This is a genomic window from Mycobacterium sp. Dal123C01, assembly GCF_052566995.1.
This window is the reverse complement of sequence record NZ_CP199580.1, coordinates 2,321,143-2,347,414: the sequence shown is the minus strand read 5'-3', so window position 1 is coordinate 2,347,414 and position 26,272 is coordinate 2,321,143. Positions and strand designations below refer to the sequence as shown.

Genomic DNA, 26,272 nt, shown 5'->3' with positions numbered 1-26,272 from the left:
TCAAACGCCAAGACGTGCCCGCGCTTGCGTTACGCGCGATCGATCAACCACGCTAGCGCACGTTCGGGCGGCCGTGCCGGAGCGACCGGCTCCCGCGCGCGACCAGGGCCGATCGCCACCGGACCCGGTCCGCGAAGTGGTTTGCGGGGGGCCGCTTGCTCAGCACAGGTAGAACACGTTCTAATTCTGTCCATGGATTACGGGCTAGTGCTTTTCACCAGTGACCGTGGCATCTCTCCGGCCGCCGCCGCCAAACTTGCCGACGACCACGGCTTTCAGACGTTCTACGTGCCAGAACACACCCATATCCCGATCAAGCGGGAGGCGGCGCATCCGACCACAGGTGACGAATCACTGCCGGACGACCGCTATATGCGCACGCTAGACCCATGGGTAAGTCTGGGCGCGGCGTGCGCGGTCACGTCGCGGGTGCGGCTGTCCACCGCGGTGGCGCTGCCCGTCGAACATGACCCGATCACGCTGGCGAAAAGCATCGCGACCCTGGACCACCTGTCCGGTGGCCGGGTCAGCCTGGGCGTCGGGTTCGGTTGGAACACCGACGAACTCGCCGACCACCATGTGCCGCCGGGGCGCCGCCGCACCATGCTGCGCGAATACATCGAAGCGATGCGCGCGTTGTGGACCGAAGAAGAAGCCGCCTACGACGGCGAGTTCGTCAAATTCGGCCCCAGCTGGGCGTGGCCCAAGCCGGTGCAGTCTCATATTCCGGTGCTGGTGGGCGCCGCCGGCAACGAGAAGAACTTCAAATGGATCGCCCGCAGCGCCGACGGTTGGATCACCACTCCGCGCGACTTCGACATCGACGAACCGGTGAAGTTGTTGCAGGACACCTGGGCGGCCGCCGGCCGCGACGGCGCCCCGCAAATCGTGGCCCTGGACTTCAAGCCGGTGCCCGAGAAGCTGGCGCACTGGTCCGAACTCGGGGTGACCGAGGTGCTGTTCGGCCTGCCGGACCGTCCCGAAGAGGAAATCGCCGCCTACGTGGAGCGGCTGGCCGGCAAGCTCTCGTCGATGGTCTGAGACCCCTTGCATCCCGAGGCATCCCGAGGCATCCCGAAACTTAATCCATTGCGACAGTTTGCGGCGTGTCGTGTGCGTGGTTTAAGTGTCGCGCAAATCCCGGCCTGTCAGCCGGGAAAGCAGCGGTTGCCGTAGTCGAAGGAGCGCACTGCCACCGTGCGCCCGATGGGATCACCGTCGGTCAGCAGCGCGATCAATTCCTCGTCTTCGGTGGTCGACAGGAATCGGCTGTTGTCGGCCAGCCGGCCGATGATGATCCCGGTGAGCCGTCCGGAGTCACGGCGAACGGTGTAAGTCTCGACCGTCCCGGGGCCGTCGGCGTTCTCGGTGACCGACTGGGTGGGCCAATCGGCGACCTGCGCCTGCAGCTGCGCGCTGGAATCCGGCTTCCACGGCGTCGGGGTGGTGGAGTACACCCCGACCGAATACTTGCTCAGGATGCCGCCGTTGGCGCCGACTAAGCCGAATTGACCTGGTGTGCTTCGCATTCGGGCCACCGTCTCCGCGACCGCGTGCATCGAGTAGTTGTTGCCGGCGCCACCGAAGAAGGGCAGCCCGCCGGTCATGGTCAGGCCGCGCGGATCGTCGGGAGCGATGCCCATGCCGTCGCAAATGTTGAATACGGGCACCGGAAAGCAGCTGTACAAGTCGAAGGTGGCGACGTCGTCGATTCCGATGCCGGCCACGGCGAGCGCCTCGCACACCGCGACGACGGCCGCCGGCGAGTGTCCCAGGTCCGGGCGCACCAGCAGCTGCTGTTCCTCCATGTCGGCGTGGCCGTGCAGGTACACCCAATTCTCCTCGGGCACCCCCAGACGCCGCGCCGCCTCCACCGACATCACCAGCGCAGCGGCGCCCTGGTTCACCTGGTCGCGGGCGACCAGCAATCGCGGATAGGGCTCCGCGATCATCCGGTTGCTCTCGGTCACGGTGATCAGCTCGTCGACGTCGCGTTCCACCGGGGCGGCCGCGAACGGGTTGTCGACAGCCACTTTGCTGAACGGTGCGAACAGCTCGGCCATTCGCCGCAGGTATTCCGTTGGGCCCAAACCGGTTCCGGCTCTGCGGGCGTTTTCCAGCAGCGCGTACTGGATCGGCGCACTGGTCAGGCCGTGGCTGACGGTGTAGTCCGAGACCAGTCTCTCCAGCCCCTGTCCACGGTCTTCGAGTGGGCCGTCAACGGTTTCGGAGAAATCCGGCCGGTTCTCCGTCTCGGCGAAGTAGCGCAGGGTCGACGTGGCGTCGGAGCCGAAGATCAACGCGACTTCGGACCGGCCCGCCGCGATCTGGCCCGCCAACTCGGTGATCAGGTGTTGCGGGCCCTGACCGCCGACGACCTCCAAGATGGCGCGGGCGGGGTCCGCGCCGACCCGGTTGGCCACCGACCGTGGGTAGTTGTCCGACCTTCCGAGCGGGGCGTTGATCACGCCGGAGATCTCGAATTGCCTTACGCCGGCGACGGTGTCGATCATTGCCGCGACCTTGGCCATGTCGGCGCCGCAGTCGTCGAGTGCGGCGCGGGCAGCGGCCGCGGCCAGTTCGACGCTTGACATCGCGCGGTAGTAGGCGTCGTCGATGCGTTCGGCTGCCTGCCCAACCCCGACGATGACGGGGGTGCGTGGGTCAAGAGTCACGTGCTCAAACCCCTACAGGCTCTTCAGGATCTCCCGGGCGAGCTCCGCGGTCTCCGACGGCGTCTTGCCCACCTTGACCCCGGCAGCTTCCAAGGCCTCTTTCTTCGCGGCCGCGGTGCCCGACGAGCCGGACACGATTGCGCCGGCGTGGCCCATCGTCTTGCCTTCCGGCGCTGTGAATCCCGCGACGTAACCGACGACCGGCTTGGACACGTTCGCCTTGATGTAGTCGGCCGCGCGCTCCTCGGCGTCACCGCCGATCTCACCGATCATCACGATGACCTTGGTGTCGGGGTCCTTCTCGAAAGCTTCGATGGCGTCGATGTGGGTGGTGCCGATCACCGGGTCACCGCCGATGCCGATCGACGTCGAGAAGCCGAAATCGCGCAGCTCGTACATCATTTGGTAGGTCAGGGTGCCCGACTTGGACACCAACCCGACGGGGCCGGGTCCACTGATGTTCGAGGGAGTGATGCCGGCCAGCGCCTCACCCGGCGTGATGATGCCGGGACAGTTCGGGCCGATCATGCGCGTCTTCTTGCCCTTGTCCACGTTGTAGGCCCACGCATATGCGCTGTCCTGCACCGGAATTCCCTCGGTGATGACCACCAGCAGCGGGATCTCGGCGTCGATGGCCTCGATGATCGCGTCCTTGGCGAACTTCGGCGGCACGAAGACGACCGACACGTCGGCGCCGGTCTCTTTCATCGCCTCCGCAACGGTGCCAAAGACCGGAAGTTCGACGTCCTTGCCGACAGGGTCCACGTGCGACACGGTGGTACCCGCCTTGCGGGCATTCACCCCGCCCACCACGTTCGTTCCCGCCTTGAGCATGAGCGCGGTGTGCTTAGTGCCTTCGCCACCGGTGATGCCCTGGACGATGACCTTGGAGTCCTTATTCAGGAAGATCGACATTTGTTGGCTCCCTTACTTGTTCGCCAGCTCGGCGGCTTTGTCGGCCCCGGCGTCCATGGTCTCGGCCTGGATCACCAGCGGGTGGTTGGCTTGGGCCAGGATGCGGCGACCCTCGTCGACGTTGTTGCCGTCGAGCCGGACCACGAGCGGCTTGTTGGCCTCAGCCCCGAGCATGTTGAGCGCGGTCACGATTCCGTTGGCGACGGCGTCGCACGAGGTGATGCCACCGAACACGTTGACGAACACGCTCTTGACCTGCTTGTCGTTCAGGATCACATCCAGGCCCGCAGCCATCACCTCGGCCGACGCGCCACCGCCGATGTCCAGGAAGTTGGCCGGCTTGACTCCACCGTGCTTCTCGCCCGCGTACGCGACGACGTCGAGCGTCGACATCACCAGGCCTGCACCGTTTCCGATGATGCCGACCTGGCCGTCGAGCTTGACGTAGTTCAGGTCGTGTTCCTTGGCCTTGAGCTCCAGCGGGTCGGTGGCGTCACGGTCCTCGAACTCCACGTGGCCCGGCTGGCGGAAGTCGGCGTTGGCGTCCAGGGTGACCTTGCCGTCCAGCGCAAGAATCTTGTCGTCAGGTGTGCGCACCAACGGGTTGACCTCGACCAGGGTGGCGTCTTCGCCGACGAACACGTCCCACAACTTGGAGATGGTCACCGCGGCGGCGTCGAGCACCTCGGCCGGCAAGTGCCCCTGCTCGGCGATGGAACGCGCGGTCGCCAGGTCGACACCCTTGACGGCGTCCACCGGCACTTTGGCCAGCCGGTCGGGCTTGGTGGCGGCCACCTCTTCGATCTCCATGCCGCCCTCGACCGAGCACATCGCCAGGTAGGTCCGGTTGGCGCGATCGAGCAGGAAGGAGATGTAGTACTCCTGGGCAATGTCGCTGGCCTCGGCGACCAGCAATTTCTTGACGACGTGGCCCTTGATGTCCAGGCCCAGGATGTTGTTGGCGTGCTCAAAGGCGTCCTCCGGCGTGGCGGCGTACTTGACGCCACCGGCCTTGCCGCGACCGCCGACCTTCACCTGCGCCTTCACCATCACCGGAGCGCCGACCTCGGTCGCGATTTCCTTCGCGCCCTCGGCGGTGTCGGTTACACGACCGGGCGTAGTAGGTACGTTGTGCTTAACGAACAGTTCTTTCGCTTGATACTCGAAAAGGTCCATGAACTCACTGTCTTCGCTCGACTTGACTACAGGCCTACAGGTAGGCGGTGCCGGATCCGGCAACTCGCACGGTGGAACTGTATCCACCCACCAAACGGCGTCTACCGCCGCATCCACCGATGTGGCACAGCTCACGACACGCCGTGCAGGGCTAAACGTGATCCAGTTCACAATCTGGCACCGAGGTTGCCAGTCGGATCGGTAAACGGATAACGTCCTAACGTCCAGATAACGGTATGGTCACGATACGAGGACATTTCAGCTTGTCCCAACACAGTCTTGCCCGCTCTCCTGCGCTGTCAGGAGCAGGTCGCCATCACCGCGGCCAGTGGTCGCAACCCCACCGCAACGAAGTCACCGAAATCCTGCCGCTCGACGGCTTTGACCTCGACGACCTGGACTTCGTGGACTCCGGCGACCTGGACGACCTCGACCTGAGCAATGACTCCACGTTCGATTACGAAGCACAGGTGCTGCTCGCGCCCGAGCTCGACGATCTGGACGAGATCGACGATCTGACCTCCCTGCGGCTGGCGGTCCCCGCTCCCGCCACCGCCAACGAAGCCCCGGCCCAGCTGACTCTCAAGCTCGGCGTCGACCCGCATGGGGCCGGCCCGGACACCGACGTCATCGGTGTGGGACGCAGCGGCGGGCAGCACCGCAAGGAGCCGACCAGCGCGGCCAAGGGCCGCATGCTGATCTCGGCGATGGCCGCCGGTGCGGCGGCCGCGGCGGCGCACACGGCGACCACCCACGCCGAGATCACCAGGACCGAGACGGTGCTGACCGCCAATGCGTCGGCGCTGACCGGCGGGGTGAGCGGCAACACCACGCGCGGCGCCCAGGTGATCGCGGTCCACCCCACGGCGCTCGCCGCGGTGCACAACGAGGAACTCGCCAAGGGCGAGGCCTTCGCCAACGACCGCGCCCAGCGCGAGGCGCGACTGCAGCAGCCGCTGTACGTCATGCCCACCCACGGGATCTTCACGTCGAACTTCGGGTACCGCTGGGGCGTGCTGCATGCCGGCATCGACCTCGCCAACTCGATCGGAACGCCGATCGTCGCGGTGTCCGACGGTGTCGTCGTCGACGCCGGCCCGACCGCCGGCTACGGAATGTGGGTCAAGCTGCGCCACGCCGATGGCACGGTCACGCTGTATGGCCACATCAACACCGCGCTGGTCAGTGTCGGCGAACGCGTGATGGCCGGCGACCAGATCGCCACGATGGGCAACCGGGGCAACTCCACCGGCCCACATCTGCACTTCGAGGTGCTGCAAGGCGGCTCCGAGCGAATCGACCCGGTGCCGTGGCTGGCCAAGCGAGGACTTTTCGTCGGCAATTACGCTGGTTGAGGTGACCGCGCCGAACGACCCTCCACCTCCCGAAACGCCGCCCGAATCACGAACACGGATCATTCGGCGTGCCCCGACCGGACCGATACCCTCGATCCCGGAATCTCCGACCACCCACATGCCGCGGCAGTCGGTACCCGATCAGGGCGCCACTCGCGCGGCCGCGCGTAGCGGCCTGCCGGGCCGCTCGGTCGATGAACCGAGTTCCCGGACGGCGGTCGCCGCCGCTGCGGTCAGCATCGTCAGTGGGTGGGCCACATCGGTGGTGGCCACCGACTTGATCGCCGGCTGGTGGCGGACCGACCGCCTGTTCTGCATCGCGATCGCGTTCCTCGCTCTGGCCTTCGCGACGGCCACCGTCTCCGGCGTCATCATGCTGTTGCAGCGTCGCGCGCTGGGCCGTGTCCTGATCACGACGGGCGCGGTGGTCGCGGTGCTGACCTACGGCGGCGTCTTCATCGCGGGCGCACGCGTGGCCTGGATCGTGCACGCCTTTCCGCTGCTCCCAATCGCCAGTGTGGTGTTAGCGATGCACCCGCAGACCAAACGCTGGCTGCAGGGCTAACCCGCAATTCAGAGCTTGCTGACCGGGGCGTGGTTATGCATCAGCTTGACCCTGCCCGCGCTACCGAAGTCGATCAGCGACATCGCCGATTCGCCGACGCCCGAGACTTCCTCGACCCGGCCCAGCCCGTACTTGTCGTGAGTCACGCGATCGCCGGCCTGCAACGCCAGTAGCGGACGTTTGCCTGCTCCGGAGCGGGTGGGCGCGGCGCGCGGCGTCCCGAACCGCCCGGCGCCGCTCACCGGCGCGCTGTACGAGGGGGCCGGTGCGGTGCGCCGCCATTCCATCAGTTCCTGCGGGATCTCTTGCAGGAACCGCGATTCCGGGTTGAGCATTGGCTGTCCCCAGGAAGACCGGACGATGGCCCTGCTCAGATACAGCCGCTGCCGCGCGCGGGTGATGCCCACGTAGGCCAGCCGCCGCTCCTCTGAGAGTTCGCCCGGGTCGTCGAGCGCCCGCATGTGCGGGAACATCCCGTCCTCCCAGCCGGTGACGAAGACCACCGGGAACTCCAGACCCTTCGCGGTGTGCAACGTCATCAGCGTCACCACGCCGGCACCGTGCTCGGGAATCTCGTCGGTGTCGGCGACGAGCGAGACCCGTTCCAGAAAGGCCGCCAGCACACCAGTGTCGGGCACGTCTTCGTCTTCGAGGGCCTCCCCGGACTCGTCGAGTGCGGCGGTGTTTGCCCGATCGATGCTGAATTCGTGTGCGACGCTGACGAGTTCGTTCAGGTTGTCCAGCCGGGCCAATTCCTGCGGATCGGTCGAGGACTCCAGCTCGCGGCGGTATCCGGTGCGTTCCAGCACCGACTCGACCAGATCGCCGAGGTCGTCATCGAGGCGGCCCCTCAGCTCGTCGAGCAGCTCGACGAAACCGGTGATCGCCTTCTCCGCACGGGAATTCAGCATCGGGACTTTGCCTTCGGCCGCGGCAACCAGCGCGTCAGCGAAGCTGGCGCCGGTGTTCTCGGCGTAGACCGCCACACACGCCTCGGCACGATCGCCGATGCCCCGCCGCGGCGTGTTGAGGATGCGCCGCATGCTCACCGCGTCGCCAGGGTTGTCCAGCACGCGCAGGTAGGCGACGATGTCGCGGATTTCCTTGCGCTCGTAAAACCGCACTCCCCCGACGACCTTGTACGGAATGCCGGCGCGGATGAACACCTCTTCCAACGACCGCGATGAGTTGTTGGTGCGATAAAAGACGGCTACATCGTTATAGGTAATGTCGCCACGCTGAGCGAGCGCGTCAATTTCTTGGGCCACAAATCTGGCCTCGTCGTGTTCATTGTCGGCGACATAACCGACGATCAACTCCCCTACCCCGGCGTCCGTCCAGAGCCGCTTCTCCCGGCGCCCTGAGTTACGGGCGATCACCGAATTGGCCGCCGACAAAATGTTCTGCGTCGAGCGGTAATTCTGCTCAAGTAAAATAGTGGTCGCGTCGGGATAGTCGCGTTCAAACTCCTCGATATTGCGAATCGTGGCGCCACGGAATGCGTAGATCGATTGATCCGCATCGCCGACTACGCACAACTCCGCCGGCGGCACGTCATCGGGAGAATCCCCGTCGGCGCGTCCGACCAATTCCCGCACCAACACGTACTGCGCATGGTTGGTGTCCTGATATTCGTCGACCAAGACGTGCCGGAACCGGCGCCGGTAGTACTCGGCGATCTGCGGGAAGGTCTGCAGCACCGCGACGGTCTCGCCGATCAGGTCGTCGAAGTCCAGTGCGTTGGCCGCCCGCAGCCGTCGTTGGTATTCGCCGTACACGGAGGCAACCGTGCGGGCCAAGTCATCGGAATCGTCCGTGAGATTGGACACAGCTTGGTCCGGGTCGATCAGCTCGTTCTTCAAGTTGGAGATGGCAACCGACAACAGTCGCGGCGAGTACCGCTTGATGTCCAGGCCCATGTCGCGCCCGATCATCTGCAGCAGGCGCCGCGAGTCGTCGGCGTCATAGATCGAGAAGTTGGAATTAAGGCCCTTGATCAGGGAGGCCTGGTTGCGCAGGATGCGCACGCAGGTCGAGTGAAACGTGGACACCCACATCGCGCGACCGCGGTTTCCGACCAGCCGCACCACCCGTTCGCGCATCTCAGCGGCGGCCTTATTGGTGAAGGTGATGGCCAAAATCTGCCCGACCCCGACACCGCGTGCGGCGATCAGATACCCGACGCGACGGGTCAACACCGCGGTCTTCCCCGAGCCCGCGCCAGCCACGATCAGCAGTGGCGAACCCTCGTGTACTACCGCTTGGCGTTGTTGAGGATTTAGTCCGTCGAGCAGCTGATCTACCTCGGCGGCGAGCTTGGCATCGGTTGCATGCAGAGTCATGTCTAGCTAAATTTACCGCTACCCGCCGACGACAAATGCCCAGGCCATGGCCCCATAGCAGGGTGCAGCCGCTGAACTCGTCGTTTTGCTCCGGCGTGTCCCCCGCTGTGGCACACTCTTCTTATGCACAATCCACGGCCACATCGCCGCCTCTCAACCCATGAGTGGCGACGCCGATTTTACTGTGGGAACCGGCCAACGGTCCCCATGGTCTAGCTGTGATTGCTAGAGCCCTGTGGTCCGCCTTCGGATTCAGGGCTCGAACTTTTTCAAGGCGGTTAACGTTTCGAAGCCAAATAACGAACAAGACCAAAAGAAGAACAGAAAAACAACACGGGGGTGTAGGGATGAGCGTCGAGATGATCGACATTGAACAGTTGGCCAACATTGAAGAGTTGCGCCTCGAGATCGACCGGCTGGACGCCGAGATTCTCGACGCTGTCAGGAGACGCGCCGAAGTTTCTCGGGAAATCGGCAGAGCCCGGATGGCATCTGGCGGCACCCGCCTGGTGCACAGCCGCGAGATGAAGGTCATCGAGCGGTACAGCGTGCTCGGTCCCGAAGGTAAGGATCTGGCAATGCTGCTGCTGCGATTGGGCAGGGGCCGGCTCGGCCACTGAGCACCCTCAATCCGGGGGGATTGCGTTTCACCAATTTCTGTATGGTCGCGGCGAATTCCGCTGCCCGCTAGCGGTGGCTCCGCCCCGTGAAGCAGCACTAGGGTCGAACCATGACCTCCGTGATCACCATCCCCGACATCACCGCCACTCCGGCGTGGGACGCCCTGCGTAGGAATCACGAACAAATCGGCGAAACTCACCTCCGCCAGTTCTTCGACGACGACCCCGATCGTGGCCGCGATCTCACCGTGACGGTCGGCGACCTGTACATCGACTACAGCAAACACCGCATCACTCGCGAGACACTGCAGCTGCTGATCGGGCTGGCCCGCGCGGCCAACCTCGAAAAGCGCCGGGATCAAATGTTCTCCGGTGTGCATATCAACACCTCGGAGGATCGGGCGGTCCTGCATACCGCGCTTCGGCTGCCCCGGGATGCCGAGCTGACCGTCGACGGCCAGAACGTCGTCGAGGACGTGCACAGCGTGCTGGATGCGATGGGGGATTTCACCGATCGATTACGCAGCGGCGAATGGACCGGGGCCACCGGGCAACGGATCAGGACTGTGGTCAACATCGGCATCGGTGGGTCAGACCTGGGCCCGGTGATGGTCTACGAAGCCCTGCGCCACTATGCCGATGCGGGGATCTCGGCACGCTTCGTCTCCAACGTCGATCCCGCCGATCTGGTCGCTGCGCTTGCCGATTTAGAGCCGGCCACAACGCTTTTCATCGTTGCTTCGAAGACATTCTCCACATTGGAGACGCTGACCAACGCGACGGCGGCGCGCCGCTGGCTGACCGAATCACTCGGCGACTCGGCGGTGTCCAAGCATTTCGTGGCGGTCTCGACCAACAAGCGCCTGGTCGACGAATTCGGCATCAACACCGACAACATGTTCGGGTTCTGGGACTGGGTCGGTGGACGCTATTCGGTCGATTCGGCGATCGGGCTGTCGGTGATGGCGGTGATCGGCCGGCAGGCGTTCGCCGACTTCCTGTCCGGATTCCACATCGTCGACGAACACTTCAAAACCGCCCCGCTGGAGTCCAACGCACCGGCGCTGCTGGGCCTGATCGGTCTTTGGTACTCCAACTTCATGGGTGCTCAATCCCGGGTCGTACTCCCGTATTCCAACGACTTGGCCCGCTTTGCCGCCTATCTGCAACAGCTGACCATGGAATCCAACGGCAAGTCGACCCGCGCCGACGGCACGCCGGTCACCACCGAGACCGGTGAAATCTTTTGGGGCGAGCCGGGAACCAACGGCCAGCACGCTTTCTACCAACTGATTCATCAGGGCACCCGGCTGGTGCCGGCCGATTTCATCGGGTTCAGCCAGCCCACCGACGATCTGCCCACCGCCGACGGCACCGGCAGCATGCACGACTTGTTGATGAGCAATTTCTTCGCCCAGACCCAGGTGCTGGCGTTCGGCAAGACCGCGGAGGAAATCGCCGCCGAGGGCACGCCCGCCGGGGTCGTGCCGCACAAGGTGATGCCCGGCAACCGCCCGTCCACTTCGATTCTGGCCGACCGGCTTACGCCTTCGGTGGTCGGGCAGTTGATCGCGCTCTACGAGCATCAGGTTTTCACCGAGGGCGTGATCTGGGGAATCGACTCGTTCGATCAGTGGGGTGTGGAGCTGGGCAAGACCCAGGCCAAGGCGCTGCTTCCGGTGCTCACCAGCGACACCTCCCCCACGCCGCAGTCGGACAGCTCGACCGATGCCCTGGTCCGTCGCTATCGGACCGAACGCGGGCGGGTGAGCTAGCCCGCTCTCAGTGGGCTCGGCTCATCACGTCGGAGCCGAGTCGCCGCACAAAGGTGCGCAACCGTTCCACGGTCGCGGACTGCGGGTCGCTCAGGTGTAGCCGCAGCAGTTCGCGACCGGCGGCATGCAGAATCCGGGCGGTGTATTCGGGGTCGTGCACTCCAGGATTGGTGCGCAGCAGTTCACGGACAAAGAAGTCGAGCACGACGGCTTCGGATTGAGCCAGCCGGGCATACAACTCCGGCGGGGCGCCCTGCGGCGGGAACATGAACAACCGCCACGTCGCCGGATGGGCGTCGACGGCCGCCAGGACACCGTCGAACGCCAGCACAAACGACTGATCTTCGGCCGCAGCATCCAACCCGGAGATCGCCTCGGCGAACTGGGCGCCGGCCCGCGCCGTCTCTCGGTCGATCAGTTCGACGAACAGCCCCGCCAGGTCGCCGAACTTCTGATAGATCAACGACCGATTGATGCCGGCCTGCGCTGCGATGCGGTTCGGCGTTGCCGCGTGAAACCCTTCGGCATCAACGATCGTGTGCGTGACGTCGAGGATCTGCTCGCGCCGCCCCTCGGCGGTCATGCGCCGCTTCGGGTTGTCCGCCTTCACGCTTGACAGCATAACTAACAGATTGTGAGTATTACTCACGAAGTGTTAGTTAACCGGAGGTTGTGATGGTCACGTACTACCCCGAACTCGCGCAGCGAGTCCGAAGCCAGCGCGATTTACAGCCCGACCTCTACGGGGACTTCGACTTCGACCAGCAGCCGGATCGCCTGGCCACCGAGCCTGACGTCGACTCCGCCCTGCCCACCTGGGTTGCCGACCGCGCACCGATCCTGGAAGACGACCGTGTCCTCGAATTGATCAGCACGGCAACGCTACTCGGCGACATCGTCGCCGATCCCTATGCGGCGCTGATGAACACGTACAGCGTCACGCAGTTGATCGACATGCTCAAGACGGCCTGCCGAGAGGGAATCGACGCGGTGCCCGCCGCACCCCCCGAGCTCGTCGCGTTCATCGCCGCCATGGAGGCCACCCCGGAGTGGATCGACTTCGACCTGGTACGCGAAGGCGCCCGGCAAGAGCGCATCCCCGCGGCGCTGCTGGCCCCCTTCATTACCCGGGGAGCGTTTATCGCGACCTTCACCAACACCTACGCCGCGCTGCCGATGGCCCTGACCGGTGCACTGTCGGGTAAGCGTGCCGCGCGGCGGGTCAACGAGACAGCCAGTTTTTTCGCCGTCACCACTCTGCCCGGTGCGCTGGACCGCTTCGGTCCCGGATTCGAGGCCGCCGCCATGGTCCGATTGATGCACTCGATGGTTCGCTACAACGCCCTGAAGAAATCCGACAAATGGGACGTCGCGACCTACGGCATGCCGGTGCCGCAGGTCGACCAGATGCCCGCCGGAATGATCGGCCAATACCTGCTGGCCCAGAAGGTCCGCCGGCAGGGGCGCACGGAGTTCACCGCCGGAGAACGCGCCGCCATCGAATTCGCCAGGTATCGCTGTTTTCTGCTCGGCCTGCCGGAGGAACTGCTGCCGTCGGAACCCGCCGACATCGTCCACATCATGCACGCGCGCTCGGCACTGCTGCGCCACGGATTCGACAGCATCTGCCACGACCTCGTCCAGGGCACGATGGAGGCCTATCTGCGCCCCGGCACCTCCTTGTTCGACCGCTGCGCCGAGGCAGTCGAGAAGAGCTTCAGCAAGCTCACGTTCGTCCGCACGTTCTGCGGTGGTGATCGCGAAATCGCGGGTGCCATGGGCGTCTCACTCGAACCGACCGATCTCCTGCGTGTCGCCCTGACCACGCCCTTCATCATCGGACGTTTCACTGCCGTGAGCCACGCCAGCCGCATCCCGGTGCTTCGGGACATCACCGACGTGTACGTCGTCGGGCTGCTCAAGCTCCGGTTAGCGACTTACGGTAAACCCGAATTCACCAGCGACGCAGCGCATTACACACCCGTGCCGCACTGATCGACGGCTAGGCGAACGGCTTGGTCAGGGTCGGCGGTAGCACCCGCATCAGCTGCACCAGTGGGGCCCACGGCCACCGCGGCACCACGGCCCGGCCGGGCTCCCGTTCGATCGCGCCGACCAGCGCTTTGACGCCAGTTTCGTTGTCCACCAGCAGCATTGTGTTCGCCGATTTGGCGGTCATCTCCGACTCGATGTAGCCCGGCTCGATCACCGAGACCTTGATCGGGCCTTTGGCGTACTCGGCGCGCAGCGACTCGCCCAGCGACCTCAACCCCGCTTTGCTTGCGCAGTAAGCGGCCTTGACGCCTGGCACGCCGGTGTTGCTCAGCACCGATGAGATCAGCACCAGATGTCCCGAGCCGCTCTTGGTGAACATCTCCAGGGCCGTCTCGATCTGCACCAGCGCGGCCACCAGATTGGTCTCGATGGTCTTCTTGTTCGCCCACAGCTTGCCGGAGCCCAGCCGCGCTCCGTGGCCGATGCCGGCGTTGACGATGATGCGGTCGATGCCGCCGAGCTCATCGCTGAGTTCGGCGAAGACCTTCGGCACCTGCTCGTGGTCCCTGACGTCCAGCGCGGCGACCGCGACTTTGATCGCGGGATACTGTTGTGACAGTTCCGCTTTCAGCTCATCCAGCAGGTCGGTTCGACGGGCGCACAGCGCCAGGTCACGACCCTTCGCGGCAAAGGCACGCGCCATCCCGGCGCCCAGGCCGGAGCTGGCGCCGGTGATGAGGATCTTCTGGCGAGTCATCCGGGCAGCATATCGACAGGTGTCAAGTCCCGGCCGATCGGCTACTTGAGCAGCCGTGACATGCGCCGGTCGGCCAGCACCTTGCCGCCGGTTTGGCACGTCGGACAGTACTGAAAAGACTTGTCCGCGAACGACACTTCCCGGACGGTGTCCCCGCACACCGGGCAGGGCAGCCCGGTACGTGCGTGCACCCGCAGCCCGGAGCGCTTCTCCCCTTTGAGCATCGCGGCGCCTTGGCCGACGGAGCGGTTCACCGCGTCGGTCAGCACCGAAATCATCGCGTCGTGCAGGGTGGCGAGCTGTTCGCTCGTCAACTTCCCGGCCGTGGCGAACGGCGAGATCTTGGCGACGTGCAGGATTTCGTCGCTGTAGGCATTGCCGATACCGGCGATCACCTTCTGGTCGGTGATGACGGTCTTTATCCGACCGCTGTTGCCGGCCAGCAGCCCGGCCAGGTCCTCGGCGCTCAGATCCAGCGCGTCCGGGCCCAGGGTGGCGATCCCCGGCACCTGCTCCGGATCGTCGACCAACCACACCGCCAGCCGCTTCTGGGTGCCGGCCTCGGTGAGGTCGAAGCCCGGCGCGCTACCGGGAACACCCAGATGGACGCGCAGCGCGATTGGTCCCTTTCCTGGTCGCAGCGGCGCCTCGGCCAGCTTGTCCGACCAGCGCAACCAGCCCGCGCGCGACAGGTGCGCGATCAACAGCAGATTGCCGGCCTGCAGCCCCAGGTACTTCCCCCACCGGTTGGCTGCGGTAACGGTCAGGCCGTGTAGGGCACTGATCGGCGGATCGAAAGTTTTGAGGACGGACAGCGCCCCGACATCGACGCGACCGATGGTCGAACCCACGGCATGGCGCCGCAGGTGGTCGACCAGCGCTTCGATCTCGGGAAGTTCGGGCACCCATTCAGTTTGCCGATCGCGGCTATGAAGTGTCCATCGAAGCTCACGGCGACCGCAATAAGTAGGTATCCATGATCCAGCCGTGCCGCGCGCGGGCCTCGGAGCGCAGCGCCACGATCCGCGCCCCCACCTCGCCGACAGCGCCTGCCACCAGTAGTTCGTCGTCGGTACCGAGGTAGGCGCCCCACCAGATCCGGGTGTCGGCGGGGCAGGCCACAAATGAGCAGTCGGCGTCGAGCATGACCACCGCCGAGCCGGACAACCCGTGCGCGCGTAGCTGCCTGCCGGTGGTGATCAGTACGGGTTCGCCGACGTCGTTGAGCGGGATGCGGTGCCGAGCCGTCAGCGCCTGGATGGCCGTGATTCCCGGGATGACGTCAAAAGTGAAGTCGACCTCTGCCGCGACCGCATCGAGAATCCGCAGCGTGCTGTCGTACAGCGACGGGTCGCCCCACGCCAGGAAGGCGCCGACACCGTCGGGGCCCAGCTCGGTGGCGATGGCCTTCGCCCAGATCCGCGTCCGCGCGGCGTGCCAGTCGGAGACCGCTTCCCGGTAATCGCCTTGCTGGTCGCCCGGGTTCGACCGCTTCGGATCCGGCAACTCCACGAATCGATAACCCGGCTCACGGATGAACCGCGTGCAGATCTCCCGGCGCAGCGCCACCAGGTCGCTTTTCGCCTCGCCCTTGTCCATCGCGAAGAACACCTGGGTGTCGTTGAACGCCTCGATCGCCTGAATCGTCACGTAGTCGGGATCCCCGGCGCCGATGCCGATCACGTGAATATGCCGACTCACGTTCTGCCTCCTGACGTCCGTTCCCCGTCACATTGCCGAATCGCGACCTCGAACACCTAGTCGGGACCGCAAGTACCCGGTACCATGGGTACCGTGCTGAAGCACCCAATGAAGGGACGCCAGCGATGACGAGTGCGGTGAAGCCAGGTGGGCCGAGTCGTGAAGAGTTCTCGGAGCGCCTGCTCAAGGGCTCGGTGAGAAAGTCCTACGAACCGATCGTCGACATCGACTGGGATGCCCCGCTGGACCCGGACAAGTTCTATCTGCCGCCCGGGCTGGTCTCCCTGTACGGCACCCCGATGTGGGACGAGATGACCCGTGAGCAACAAATCGAGCTGTCCCGTCAGGAACTGGTCAACACGTTGTCGGCCGGAATCTGGTTCGAGAACATGCTCAATCAATCGTTGTTGCGCACGATCCTGCACGAGGACCCGACGAGCTCCGCGACGCATTACAAGCTGACCGAGCTGGGCGATGAAACCCGGCACATGGTGATGTTCGGCAAGGCCATTGAGCGCATCGGCGCCAAGCCGGTACGCCCCCGCCTGCTGCACCGGATGATCATCAACACCCTGCCGCTGGCGTTCCAGCGCGGCTCGATGCTGTGGATGGCCGCCCTGATCGGTGAAGAGATTTTCGATTCGCTGCAACGGCAGATGATGGACGATCCGGAATTGCAGCCAATTATTCAGCGGCTCATGCGGATTCACGTCACCGAAGAGGCTCGCCATATCCAGTTCGCGCGCGACGGCGCCCGCAAGCGAGCCGAGACGATGCCGCGGTTCAACAAATGGTTCATGGCCAACATCAATGGACTCGGCGGGTATTTCTTCCGTTACCTGTTCAGCAATCCGATCCCCTACGCGCGGACGGGAATTGATCCGAAACGGGCGCGGGCGACTGCGCGCAGCAGCCCGTACCGTCACGAGACGCAGACGGCCGGCTTTGCCCCGCTTGCGGCGTTTTTGACCGAGGTAGGCCTGCTGGGCCCGATCGCGCGTCGCGCCTGGAAGCACGCTCGGTTTCTGTGAGCCCGACGCAGGCCATCGTCGTCGGCGCGAGTAGCGCTACCCAGACCACATTGGCCGGGCTGCGGGCCGCCGGAATCACCGACGTCGTGCAGCCGCGCGGCGAAGTGATCAGCTCGCGCTTCGATGACGACACCCATACCTGGGAGTTGCGCACCGCCGCGGGCGAGACGTTGCAGGGTCGGACGGTCATTGCGGTACAACAGCCGGTGCTCGCCGCGTGGACGCCAAAGCTGGCCGGGCGCAACGAGTTTCGCGGAACGTCGTTTCATGCGGCCCAGTGGGACCCCGATTTCGATCCGGCCGGCAAGCGCATCGCGGTCGTCGGCACCGATTCCACCGCCGGCCACTACCTCGGGCAGCTCACTGCGGCAGCGGCCTCGGTTACCGTTTTCGCGCACGCGCCGCACCGGATCGTCGCTGAGTTGCCGTTGCCGTGGACCCGGGCCAAGCGCTGGCTACGGCGCCGAGCGGCGCTGGGCAGACAGGAGTCTCGGCCCGCGCTCGTCGCATCGCCGATCAGCGCCATCACCCCGTCGGGCATCCGCACCGGCGATGGTGTCGACCACCGAGCCGACGCGATCATCTACGGCACCGGGTTCGCGATCCGCGATCAGACCCCGGAGCTCGTCGGCGCCGATGGAGTGTCCATCGAACAGGCCTGGCACGACGGCATGGAGCCCTTCCTGGGCGTCGCGATTCACGGGTTCCCCAACTACTTCTTGATCACGGGGCCCGATGCCGCCGCGCAAACTCGCTATGTCGCCGAATGCCTTGCGCTGATGAACCGTAACGCCAGCACCCGCATCGAGGTACTGCGCAGCAGCCAGCAGGTGTTCAACGAGCGCGCCCATTTCGGACCCGCTCAGCCATTCCCGGTTGCATCGGCGTTCGACCTGTCGTCCGGCGCCCGCTGCGACGATCAGACCTACGACGGTCTGGCGACGCTGACGATCGCCGGTACGTCCCACCCGGTGCGGGTGCGACTCTCTGGCCGCCTCGACCCGATCGACGGCCGGTACCACTGGCAGGGAACGCTTTTTAGCTCCCCGGCCCAGCCACTGCCGGACGACGTGCTCCGGCAGATCCGAACGGCGACGCTCACGGTCGGCGAACACAGCGCAGCGGCGCGCATCGTCGAACAAACGCCGTGGGGCACCCACTCGGTCGCCGGCGTGGGCGCTCCCCCCTACGCGATGACCGAATTCTGAGCGACTCGGAGTCCGTTGATGTGGTGACATCGACGCCACTGAACTAACGTGAGAAGTCTCTGCCGCCCGGGGGGGCGGTTCCTCATTTGGTTTGCCGAGTGGGAATTCGAGGAGCAGAAGATGGAAAGCCGGATCGTGACGTCCAATTGCTTTTCGACCGCGCTAGGATTCGTGTGCCTTAACCGCAATTAGGACACGCGCCCACAAACCGCTGCATCGTGGGACCCGTTAAACAGGGATACTGTCCTAGACGGAAGGAGTGCCTAGCGTGAGTGCGGTAGCTGAGTCGCCTAGCTCGCTGGCCGTTGCGACGCGGACGGATGACTCGATCGCCGTTCTGACCGTCGGCGGTGTGCTTGATGCCAGCAACTCCGGGGCGCTGCGCGAGAGCATCTCCAAGGCCACCCTCCAAAAGCCCACGGCCGTCATCGTCAACATCAGCGAACTCAAAGTGCCCGCGGAGTCGGCATGGTCGGCTTTCATCAGCGCCCATTTGCAGCTCGGCACCCAGGCGAAAGTTCCGATTGTGCTGGTCAGCGCGCATCGCACGACCCGCGAGGCGATCACGCGCAGCGAGGTCACCCGTTTCATGCCGGTGTACTCGACCGAAAAAGGGGCGCTGAAAGCGCTCGGCCGGCTCACCCGTCAGACCATCCAGCGTGCCGATTCCGAGCTGCCCGCGAACCTATCCAGCCTGCGCGAATCACGCCGACTGGTCCGCGAGTGGCTAACCGAATGGAAGCAACCCGGGCTCATCCCGGTGGCGCTCGTGGTCGTCAATGTGTTCGTGGAAAACGTACTCGAACACACCGGAAGCGTCCCGAAGATGCGGATCGAGACCGACGGCGTCACGGCGACCATCGCGGTGTCCGACGAGAGCACATCTCCCGCCGTGCGGCTGCCGTCGCCGGACAAGGGCATCGACGTGTCCGGGTTGGCGATTGTCGACGCATTGTCACGCGCGTGGGGCAGCACGCCGACGTCGTCGGGGAAGACGGTCTGGGCCGTCATCGGCCCCGAGAACCAGCTTTAATCGGGCCGCTTCACCCGTTGCGCCTCGCTGTGCGGGGACCCGCCGGTAAGCCAAACTAGAACACGTTCTAGTGTCGTGTGACGGCCCCCACAAGGAAGGCGGATCACGTGCGGTTCACCTACGCAGAGGCGATGACCGACCACCGGTACTACATCCCGCTGGCCCAAGCGGCCGAGGCGGCTGGGTACCACGCGATGACGATCGCCGACAGCATCGCCTACCCCTTCGAATCCGACTCGAAGTACCCGTACACCCCTGACGGCAATCGCGAGTTTTTGGACGGCAAGGAGTTCATCGAGACCTTCGTGCTGACCGCTGCGCTGGGTGCGGTGACGACGAAGCTGCACTTCAACTTCTTCGTCCTCAAGCTGCCGATCCGGCCGCCGGCGTTGGTGGCCAAGCAAATCGGCTCGTTGGCCGTGTTGACCAACAACCGGGTGGGCTTCGGGGTCGGCACCAGTCCGTGGCCGGAAGACTATGAGCTGCTGGGCGTCCCGTTCGCCAGGCGCGGCAAGCGCATGGACGAATGCATCGAAATCATCCAGGGGCTCACCAGCGGCGACTACTTCGAATTCCACGGCGAGTTCTACGACATCCCCAAGACGAAGATGACGCCGGCGCCCACCCAGCCGATCCCGGTCCTGATCGGCGGCCATGCCGATGTGGCACTGCGGCGTGCGGCCCGGCTGGACGGTTGGATGCACGGCGGCGGTGACCCGGAAGAACTCGACGGGCTTATCGCCAAGCTCAAGCGGTTTCGCGAAGAAGCCGGCAAGACCGGCCCGTTCCAGATTCACGTCATCTCGGTCGACGCCTACACGGTTGACGGCATCAAACGACTCGAGGACAAGGGCGTCACCGACGCCATCGTCGGCTTCCGCATTCCCTACATCGCGGGCACCGACACCGAGCCGCTGGAGAGCAAGATCCGCAACCTCGAGATGTTTGCCGAGAACGTGATCGCGAAGGTCTAGCGGCGGCCGCCGCCATTAGCCGGGCCTCACAGCGGATCCCACTTCGGAGCCCGCTTCTCCATGTGCGCCGTGGCCGCCTCGACCGGGTTATTGGTGAAACCGCTAAGGATCTGGGTGCGGTTCTCGATCTCGATGGCATGGCGCAAACTCGGCGCGTCCAGCGCCGCGTTGAGGCCAATCTTGGTCTGCCACACGCCGTAAGCGTTGTTCGCGGCGATCGAGCGGGCCAGCTTGAGCGCCGCCGGCATCAGGTCATCCGCCGCGACCACTTCGTGCACCAGCTTGATGCGATAGGCCTCGGCCGCGTCGATGATGCGTCCGGTCAGCATCAGCTCGCGCGCTACCCCGGCGCCGACGATTTTCGGCAGCAGGTAGCTGGTGCCCATGTCCATGGACGAGAAGCCGGCCTTGATGAACACCGAACCGAACCGGGCCTGCTCGGACGCCACCCGGATGTCGCTCACCAGCGTGAACGCCAGGCCGCCTCCGACAGCGACGCCGTTCACCGCCGCGATCACCGGAATGTCCAGTTCGTAGATCCGGGTGTAGAGGTTGGCCAGCCGAACCTGAGCGTCGTAGTTGATCTTGAACGGCGGGGTGGCCGGGCTGGCCGGCCGGGTCCAGGCCTGGCCGGTCCCACTCAGATCGGCGCCGGCGCAGAATCCGCGTCCCGCGCCGGTGATGATCGCAACCCGGTATTGGCCGCCGCCTAGCACGTCCAGGGCCGCGTCCACGCCGTCGATCAGCGCCCCGTCGATCGCGTTCAAGCGCTCCGGCCGGTTCAGGGTGATACAGGCGATGTTGTCCTCGAGAGTTTCCAATTCCACTGCAGGCATACCGAAACCGTAGGGGACGTGGGTTTTTACCGACGAGGCATACCGTGGTTTCGACGCAACATCGAAGGAGAAACATGGCACGAAGCGAAGGCGACACCTGGGACCTGGCCAATAGCGTCGGGGCGACCGCCACGATGGTCGCTGCCGCCCGGGCAGCCGCGACCAAACGTCCGCAGCCGGTCATCGACGACCCGTTCGCCGAGCCGCTGGTACGGGCCGTCGGGATCGAAGCATTCAACCGGTTGGCGTCCGGCGAACTCGATCTCGACGCTGACGACGCCGGGGTCGCATTTCCCCGGATTACCGACACTTTCGCCGCCCGCGCCCGCTTTTACGACGACTACTTCGCGCAAGTCACCGACGGCGGCATCCGGCAGGTCGTGATCGTTGCGGCTGGGCTGGACAGCCGCGCCTATCGGCTTTCCTGGCCAGCGGGGACGACGGTGTACGAGATCGACCAGCCGGAGGTGATCGAGTTCAAGACCTCGACGTTGTCGAAGATCGGCGCGACACCCACCACCGAGCACCGCACCGTCGGCATCGACCTTCGCGAGGATTGGCCGGCCGCGCTGCGAGCCGCCGGCTTCGATCCCGCCCGGCCCACGGCCTGGCTCGCCGAGGGGGTGCTGATTGGCTTCCTGCCGCCGGAGGCCGAGATTCGGCTGCTGGACAACATCATTTCGCTGAGCGCCCCCGGCAGCCGCCTGGCCGCCGACCACGGATCGGTCACCGGAACCTCGACGGAATCGCAGGAACAAGCGCAGCAGATGACCGATGGCTGGCGACGGCACGGATTGGAGTTGGACATCGCCGATTTGGCTTACCCCGGTGAGCACACCGATGTCGCCGCACACCTGCAGGCCCGCGGGTGGAGTGTGCTCAGGTTCCGGCTCGCTGAACTCTTCACGGCCGCCGGGTTGCCGGAACTACAGAAGGCCGACCAGTGGGGCCCGTCGGCGACCATCGGCTTTGTCACCGCCGTCCTGTAATCCGCTTTACGCCGCGAAACTGTAGCTAACGACGGCTTCTCTCGGGAAACACGTTGCTAGTTACAGTTTCGCGGCTAGGAAGAGCGTTTGGCCAACCACTCGGCCTGCATGACCAGCAGGGCCATCGTCTCCAATTGCGGTGTGTCCGCGTCGAGTTCGCGATAGCGCTGGTAGACGTTGACTACCACCCGCTCGGCGTCCAGCCAGGTGGCGTACTCGCCGAGGTCGATGGTGTCCGCGGCCTCCGACCACGACAGCCCCTTGTCAAAGGCGGCCTTGGCTTGCTCGGCAACGTGCACGAGATAGCCACGGACCGCGCGGATCCCGTCCGGATCGGTAACCGGACCGTGCCCGGGCACCACCGTCGGCGCGTCCAGCGCGATCATCGCATCGCAAGCCGCAACCCAGTTGGCGATCGGGCCCGCCCACACGATCGGGGTGCAGCCGATGAAGAGGAGATCGCCGCCGAACAACACCCCGGCGTCGGGCACGTGCACCACGGAGTCCGCGGCGGTGTGCGCGGGACCCAGGTTCAGCAGATCGATCCGCCGGCCGCCGACCTCGATCGTAAGGTCGCGGTCGAACGTCTGGTCGGCGTTGCGCACCTGGATGCCGCTGAAGTCGAAGTGCCCGAACCGGTCTCGCGTGTACGGCGTCGCGACCGGACCGAGATTGGCGGTCTGCACCATGGCCAGCATCTCGGGTGCCATCCCGTGCGCGATCTCATCAGCCGTGCCCTGCGCGGCGATGATTCGCACCGACGCGTCGAGCAGTTGGTTGCCGTGGGTGTGGTCGCCATTGGAGTGGGTGATCAACGCGTCGGTAATCGGCGCGCTATCGGTGATCGGCTTCATCGCGGTCAGCATTTCGCGGGTCAACGCCAGGTCGAACAGGGTGTCGACCAGCAGTGCGGCCCCGTCGCCGCTGACCAGTCCGGCGTTGCTCCAGCCATAGCCCCCGTCCGGCAACGTCCACGCCCACACCCGGTCGCCGACCTCATGCAGCCCGCGGGTGTAGGGCACTCGTGCGGGCGCCCGATTGACCCGGCCCGGCGCCGGTGCGGCCTCCGGATTGGGGCGGGGCGCCAGCCGGTGCGGCGCGCTGCTCGCGCGGACGGTTTGTCGGGTCTCCCCCAGACCCTGCACCCGCAGCGTGACGACGTCACCATCGCGCAGCCACCCGGGAAACGACTCCAGCGCCGCAAGGCTGAGGTGCTCGACCAGTGTGCAGGTGGGCACCGTGCCGGAGCCGATGACGTCGCCGGGTGTGAGCGCCACACCGCGCGAGACGTAGGAGATGACTTCGCCGAAGCTCCAATCCATCTGGGCGGTCGACCCCGACCCGATCACCTTGTCGTTGACCAGGGCCGTGACCTGCAGGTCGAGCTTGCCGTCACGGCGATACGGCTCGAGCTCATCGGGTGTCACCAGGTAAGGGCCCAGCGTGACTCCGCTGTCTTTGCCCTTGCCCTGCCCGATCGCCAGTTGGGTCTCCATTTGCCGCAGGTCACGCGCCGACCAGTCGTTGAAGATCGTGTAGCCGATGATCGCCTGTTCTGCCTGCTCTATCGTCAGGTCTTTACCTCGGGTTCCGATGACCGCGGCGATCTCCAATTCGAAGTCCTGCCAAGCGCTTCCGGGTGCCATCGGCGCATCCTCATAGGGCCCCAGGACGGTTGCAGGGCAAGCGAAGTAGAAGGCCGGGATGCGGTACCAGGTATCGCTGAGCACGCGTCCGGCACCCACGGCGGCCTGGCAATTACGCATGTGGTCCAGGAAGCACAGCGAATCCCGGATCGACGGCGGTCGCGGAAGGGGCGCCAGCAACGTCGCGTCGTCCAGACGGACGGTGGCCGACGGGGAGGCGAGTGCCTCGTCGCCGGCTTGCCGCAGCCCGTCGGCACCGCGGCCGATCAGGTCCAGCAGCGTCACGCCTCGCGGCGCCGCGTAGATGGTGTCATCGGAGAGCACTCCGGCACGTTCGCCATCGCCTAAATCCGAGCCTCGGTATGTCACCCATTTCATTCGCGCACCACCTCACTTGGTTTCTTGTCGTTCCGCAGCCCACGCCAACTCGATTGGCGCAGGCGGTTATCCGGGGTCCATTCGCTGTAGCGCACCTCCCCGACCAGAACCGGCTCGACGAATGTCACACCCTTGGCATCGCGGGTGGGCAGCGGGGCGTCGAAGGGACTGTGGTCGGTGCGCAGCGGCGCGAGCGTCTTCTTGAGGTTGGCCAGGTCGCGTTCGGTGAAGCCGGTACCGACCCGTCCGGCGAAATGCAGTCCGGCGTCGCCCGGGATGCCCATGAGCAGTGCGCCGATGCCACTGGTGCGCCCGCCTTCGCCGGCCTTCCAGCCGCCGATCACGATTTCCTGGGTATTCCAATGCTTGTCCTTGAGCCACGACGCCGACCGCCGGCCCGGCTGGTAGGTGGAGTCGCGGCGCTTGGCGATCACACCCTCCCAGCCGTGCTTGCCGGAGTCGTCCAGCGCTTGCGCGCCGTCACCGGTCAGCAGTTCGGGAACGGCGAGATTGCCAGCTGCGGCCAACGTTTCGAGCAGCTTGCGCCGATCTTGATAACGGGCCCGCAGCAGCGAGCGCCCGTCCAGGTAGAGCAGATCGAAGGCCCAGAACTCAACGCGGGTGGCGCGACTGCGGTTCTGCATCTCGTTGAAGCTCGGTACCCCGGAAGCAGTCAAAGCAACGACCTCGCCGTCGAGCACCACGTGATGTTCAGTGAGTTCTGCTGCAAGTGAACGCAATTGAGGATACTCGCCGGTGACGTCACGCCCGCTGCGCGACCGCAGCCGCACCGCACCGTGGTCGGCGTCGACCAGCAGCCGGTAGCCGTCCCACTTTCCCTCGAACGCCCACTGACTCGCCTTCAGCGCCGCCACCGAACCCTCCGACGAGAGCATCGGGGCGAGCTCGTCGAACTCGAAAATCTTCTGGTCCTTCATCCGATGCGCTAGCCACTGATCGCCCTTGGTCTGAATCAGCGCGTAGCGCCCCGAGATTCGGGTACCGCGCAGGTTGACGATGACTTCGTCGTCATTGAACTTCTCGGCCTCGTAGGTGCCGGCATCCCAGATGACCACCTTGCCGGCACCGTATTCGCCTTTGGGGATGTTGCCCTCGAAGCCGCCGTATTCCAGCGGATGGTCCTCGGTGTGCACCGCCAGGTGATTGACCGCGGTGGTTTCGGGCAAGTTCTTCGGAACAGCCCACGACACCAGCACACCGTCTTTTTCCAGCCGAAAGTCGTAGTGCAGCCGTCGGGCGTGGTGCTCCTGAATGACGAAGGTATTGCCCTGGCCAACAACCGGTTTGGAGCTGGGTACCGGCTCCGGTGTTTTCGACGCGTCGCGCATGCCGCGATATTTCGTCAGCCGATCGGGAGTCGTCACGTCGGCGTCCAACGGCGCCAGCAGGTCTCCGTCGCGCTGGACCCGCTTCAGTACTTCGTCGTAGCGCAGCTGGCGGAGCTTCTTGTCGTCGAGCTCCTCCCAGCTGCGCGGTGCGGCGACCGTTGGATATTCCCGTCCACGAAGCGAGTACGGCGCGATCGTGGTCTTCGACCCGCTGTTCTGGCTCCAGTCCACGAACACCTTGCCCGCCCGCAGGCTCTTGGTCATGGTGGCGGTGACCAGCTTGGGCATCGACGTTTCCAGTTGCTGTGCAACGCGTTTGGCCAACGCCACCGCACCTTGGCTACTCACCGGCTTGTCCAGCGGGCTATAGAGGTGCAGGCCCTTGCTGCCGCTGGTGAGCGGAAACGTGGTCAGACCGATATCGGCGATCAGGTCCCGAACGGCGCGTGCGACCTTGGCGAGCTGCGCCATGGTCACGCCTTCGCCAGGATCCAGGTCGAACACCAATCGTGTTGCCGGACCGGGTTTGAGTTCCTCACCTTTCCGGGTCCACTCGGCGACGAAGCGCCACTGCGGCACGTGTACCTCCAGCGCCGCCTGTTGCGCGATCCAGGCCAGTCCGTCTGAGCTGTCGATGATCGGATACGTCGTCGTCCCGGACCGGTGCGGGACACTGGCGCGGGGCAACCAATCGGGAGCTGAGGAAGCCAGCTGCTTTTCGAAAAACGAAGACTGTTCAACGCCATTCGGCCAGCGCTTACGGGTGGCCGCACGCCCGGCGATGTGCGGGACCATCACCTCGGCGATACCGGTGTAATAGTCGAAGATGTCGGACTTAGTGGTGCCGGTCACAGGGTAGAGCACCTTGTCGGGGTTGGTCAGCCTCACCCGTGGTGCCATGGTGTCAACCTACGCGTTTCAGCCTTGTTAACTGCTTTGACCACCGACTATC

Annotated in this window: 22 protein-coding genes and 1 pseudogene; 11 read left to right on the top strand and 12 right to left on the bottom strand. The window is 65.1% G+C overall.

Annotated elements, in window-relative coordinates; genetic code table 11:
• Positions 1–192: 192 nt before the first annotated feature.
• Positions 193–1,041, top strand: coding sequence for an LLM class F420-dependent oxidoreductase (locus tag ACTXG5_RS11315; protein WP_445163735.1), 849 nt, complete (start codon positions 193–195; stop codon positions 1,039–1,041).
• Positions 1,042–1,148: 107 nt separating this feature from the next.
• On the opposite strand, the gene ACTXG5_RS11310 is transcribed toward ACTXG5_RS11315, so the two are convergent.
• From ACTXG5_RS11310 to sucC, 3 genes are read right to left on the bottom strand one after another with little or no spacing between them, the layout of a single operon-like run.
• Positions 1,149–2,675, bottom strand: a complete 1,527-nt coding sequence (locus ACTXG5_RS11310) for an acetyl-CoA acetyltransferase (RefSeq protein ID WP_445163734.1) — start codon at positions 2,673–2,675, stop codon at positions 1,149–1,151.
• A gap of 12 nt (positions 2,676–2,687) precedes the next feature.
• Positions 2,688–3,590, bottom strand: a complete 903-nt coding sequence (gene sucD / locus ACTXG5_RS11305; RefSeq protein WP_445163733.1) for a succinate--CoA ligase subunit alpha — start codon at positions 3,588–3,590, stop codon at positions 2,688–2,690.
• 12 nt (positions 3,591–3,602) lie between these two features.
• The gene (gene sucC, locus ACTXG5_RS11300; protein WP_445163732.1) at positions 3,603–4,766 is read right to left on the bottom strand and encodes an ADP-forming succinate--CoA ligase subunit beta; all 1,164 of its coding nucleotides are present in this window, start codon (positions 4,764–4,766) and stop codon (positions 3,603–3,605) included.
• Positions 4,767–5,029: 263 nt separating this feature from the next.
• Here sucC and ACTXG5_RS11295 point away from each other — a divergent pair, with 263 nt between their 5' ends.
• Complete coding sequence (locus ACTXG5_RS11295; protein WP_445163731.1) at positions 5,030–6,121, top strand: M23 family metallopeptidase; 1,092 nt, start codon at positions 5,030–5,032, stop codon at positions 6,119–6,121.
• Position 6,122: 1 nt separating this feature from the next.
• The gene (locus ACTXG5_RS11290; RefSeq protein ID WP_445163730.1) at positions 6,123–6,686 is read left to right on the top strand and encodes a hypothetical protein; all 564 of its coding nucleotides are present in this window, start codon (positions 6,123–6,125) and stop codon (positions 6,684–6,686) included.
• Positions 6,687–6,694: 8 nt separating this feature from the next.
• Here ACTXG5_RS11290 and pcrA read toward each other — a convergent pair whose 3' ends face one another.
• Positions 6,695–9,028, bottom strand: a complete 2,334-nt coding sequence (pcrA, locus tag ACTXG5_RS11285; RefSeq protein ID WP_445163729.1) for a DNA helicase PcrA — start codon at positions 9,026–9,028, stop codon at positions 6,695–6,697.
• 296 nt (positions 9,029–9,324) lie between these two features.
• Between pcrA and ACTXG5_RS11280 the strand changes: the two genes are divergently transcribed.
• Positions 9,325–9,648 carry a chorismate mutase gene (locus ACTXG5_RS11280; protein WP_445164368.1) on the top strand — a complete coding sequence of 108 codons (324 nt, stop codon included), beginning with the start codon at positions 9,325–9,327 and terminating at the stop codon, positions 9,646–9,648.
• Positions 9,649–9,758: 110 nt separating this feature from the next.
• Positions 9,759–11,423, top strand: a complete 1,665-nt coding sequence (gene pgi, locus ACTXG5_RS11275) for a glucose-6-phosphate isomerase (protein WP_445163728.1) — start codon at positions 9,759–9,761, stop codon at positions 11,421–11,423.
• A 7-nt stretch (positions 11,424–11,430) separates the two neighbouring features.
• Here pgi and ACTXG5_RS11270 read toward each other — a convergent pair whose 3' ends face one another.
• Complete coding sequence (locus ACTXG5_RS11270) at positions 11,431–12,006, bottom strand: TetR/AcrR family transcriptional regulator (RefSeq protein ID WP_445164367.1); 576 nt, start codon at positions 12,004–12,006, stop codon at positions 11,431–11,433.
• A 92-nt stretch (positions 12,007–12,098) separates the two neighbouring features.
• Between ACTXG5_RS11270 and ACTXG5_RS11265 the strand changes: the two genes are divergently transcribed.
• Positions 12,099–13,418, top strand: a complete 1,320-nt coding sequence (locus tag ACTXG5_RS11265) for an oxygenase MpaB family protein (RefSeq protein ID WP_445163727.1) — start codon at positions 12,099–12,101, stop codon at positions 13,416–13,418.
• 7 nt (positions 13,419–13,425) lie between these two features.
• On the opposite strand, the gene ACTXG5_RS11260 is transcribed toward ACTXG5_RS11265, so the two are convergent.
• The 4 genes and pseudogenes from ACTXG5_RS11260 to cobF form a co-directional block, all read right to left on the bottom strand.
• Positions 13,426–14,175 (bottom strand): SDR family oxidoreductase, encoded by a 750-nt coding sequence (locus ACTXG5_RS11260; RefSeq protein ID WP_445163726.1) that lies wholly within the window; start codon positions 14,173–14,175, stop codon positions 13,426–13,428.
• A 41-nt stretch (positions 14,176–14,216) separates the two neighbouring features.
• Positions 14,217–14,684, bottom strand: coding sequence for a zinc finger domain-containing protein (locus tag ACTXG5_RS11255; protein WP_445164366.1), 468 nt, complete (start codon positions 14,682–14,684; stop codon positions 14,217–14,219).
• A 153-nt stretch (positions 14,685–14,837) separates the two neighbouring features.
• Positions 14,838–15,080 (bottom strand): annotated as a pseudogene (locus tag ACTXG5_RS11250) (DNA-formamidopyrimidine glycosylase family protein); the annotation flags it as partial.
• A gap of 43 nt (positions 15,081–15,123) precedes the next feature.
• Positions 15,124–15,876 (bottom strand): precorrin-6A synthase (deacetylating), encoded by a 753-nt coding sequence (gene cobF, locus ACTXG5_RS11245; protein ID WP_445163725.1) that lies wholly within the window; start codon positions 15,874–15,876, stop codon positions 15,124–15,126.
• A 125-nt stretch (positions 15,877–16,001) separates the two neighbouring features.
• Between cobF and ACTXG5_RS11240 the strand changes: the two genes are divergently transcribed.
• From ACTXG5_RS11240 to ACTXG5_RS11225, 4 genes are all read left to right on the top strand, one after another.
• Positions 16,002–16,907, top strand: coding sequence for an AurF N-oxygenase family protein (locus tag ACTXG5_RS11240; RefSeq protein ID WP_445163724.1), 906 nt, complete (start codon positions 16,002–16,004; stop codon positions 16,905–16,907).
• A 230-nt stretch (positions 16,908–17,137) separates the two neighbouring features.
• Positions 17,138–18,115 (top strand): DUF4873 domain-containing protein, encoded by a 978-nt coding sequence (locus ACTXG5_RS11235; protein WP_445164365.1) that lies wholly within the window; start codon positions 17,138–17,140, stop codon positions 18,113–18,115.
• A 268-nt stretch (positions 18,116–18,383) separates the two neighbouring features.
• Positions 18,384–19,148, top strand: coding sequence for an STAS domain-containing protein (locus ACTXG5_RS11230; RefSeq protein WP_445163723.1), 765 nt, complete (start codon positions 18,384–18,386; stop codon positions 19,146–19,148).
• Between the two features lie 107 nt (positions 19,149–19,255).
• Positions 19,256–20,122: an LLM class flavin-dependent oxidoreductase gene (locus ACTXG5_RS11225; protein ID WP_445163722.1), complete on the top strand. Its 867-nt coding sequence runs from the start codon at positions 19,256–19,258 to the stop codon at positions 20,120–20,122.
• Between the two features lie 26 nt (positions 20,123–20,148).
• Here the strand turns inward: ACTXG5_RS11225 and ACTXG5_RS11220 are convergent, their stop codons facing one another.
• Entirely contained in the window at positions 20,149–20,949 is an 801-nt protein-coding gene (locus ACTXG5_RS11220; RefSeq protein ID WP_445164364.1) for an enoyl-CoA hydratase/isomerase family protein, read from the bottom strand.
• 83 nt (positions 20,950–21,032) lie between these two features.
• Here ACTXG5_RS11220 and ACTXG5_RS11215 point away from each other — a divergent pair, with 83 nt between their 5' ends.
• Positions 21,033–21,947: an SAM-dependent methyltransferase gene (locus ACTXG5_RS11215; protein WP_445163721.1), complete on the top strand. Its 915-nt coding sequence runs from the start codon at positions 21,033–21,035 to the stop codon at positions 21,945–21,947.
• A gap of 74 nt (positions 21,948–22,021) precedes the next feature.
• Here the strand turns inward: ACTXG5_RS11215 and ACTXG5_RS11210 are convergent, their stop codons facing one another.
• Together ACTXG5_RS11210 and ACTXG5_RS11205 are read right to left on the bottom strand one after the other, a co-directional pair.
• Complete coding sequence (locus ACTXG5_RS11210; RefSeq protein WP_445163720.1) at positions 22,022–23,971, bottom strand: fumarylacetoacetate hydrolase family protein; 1,950 nt, start codon at positions 23,969–23,971, stop codon at positions 22,022–22,024.
• Positions 23,968–26,220 (bottom strand): ATP-dependent DNA ligase, encoded by a 2,253-nt coding sequence (locus ACTXG5_RS11205; protein WP_445163719.1) that lies wholly within the window; start codon positions 26,218–26,220, stop codon positions 23,968–23,970. The genes ACTXG5_RS11210 and ACTXG5_RS11205 overlap by 4 nt, the downstream gene beginning before the upstream one ends.
• Positions 26,221–26,272 lie beyond the last annotated feature (52 nt).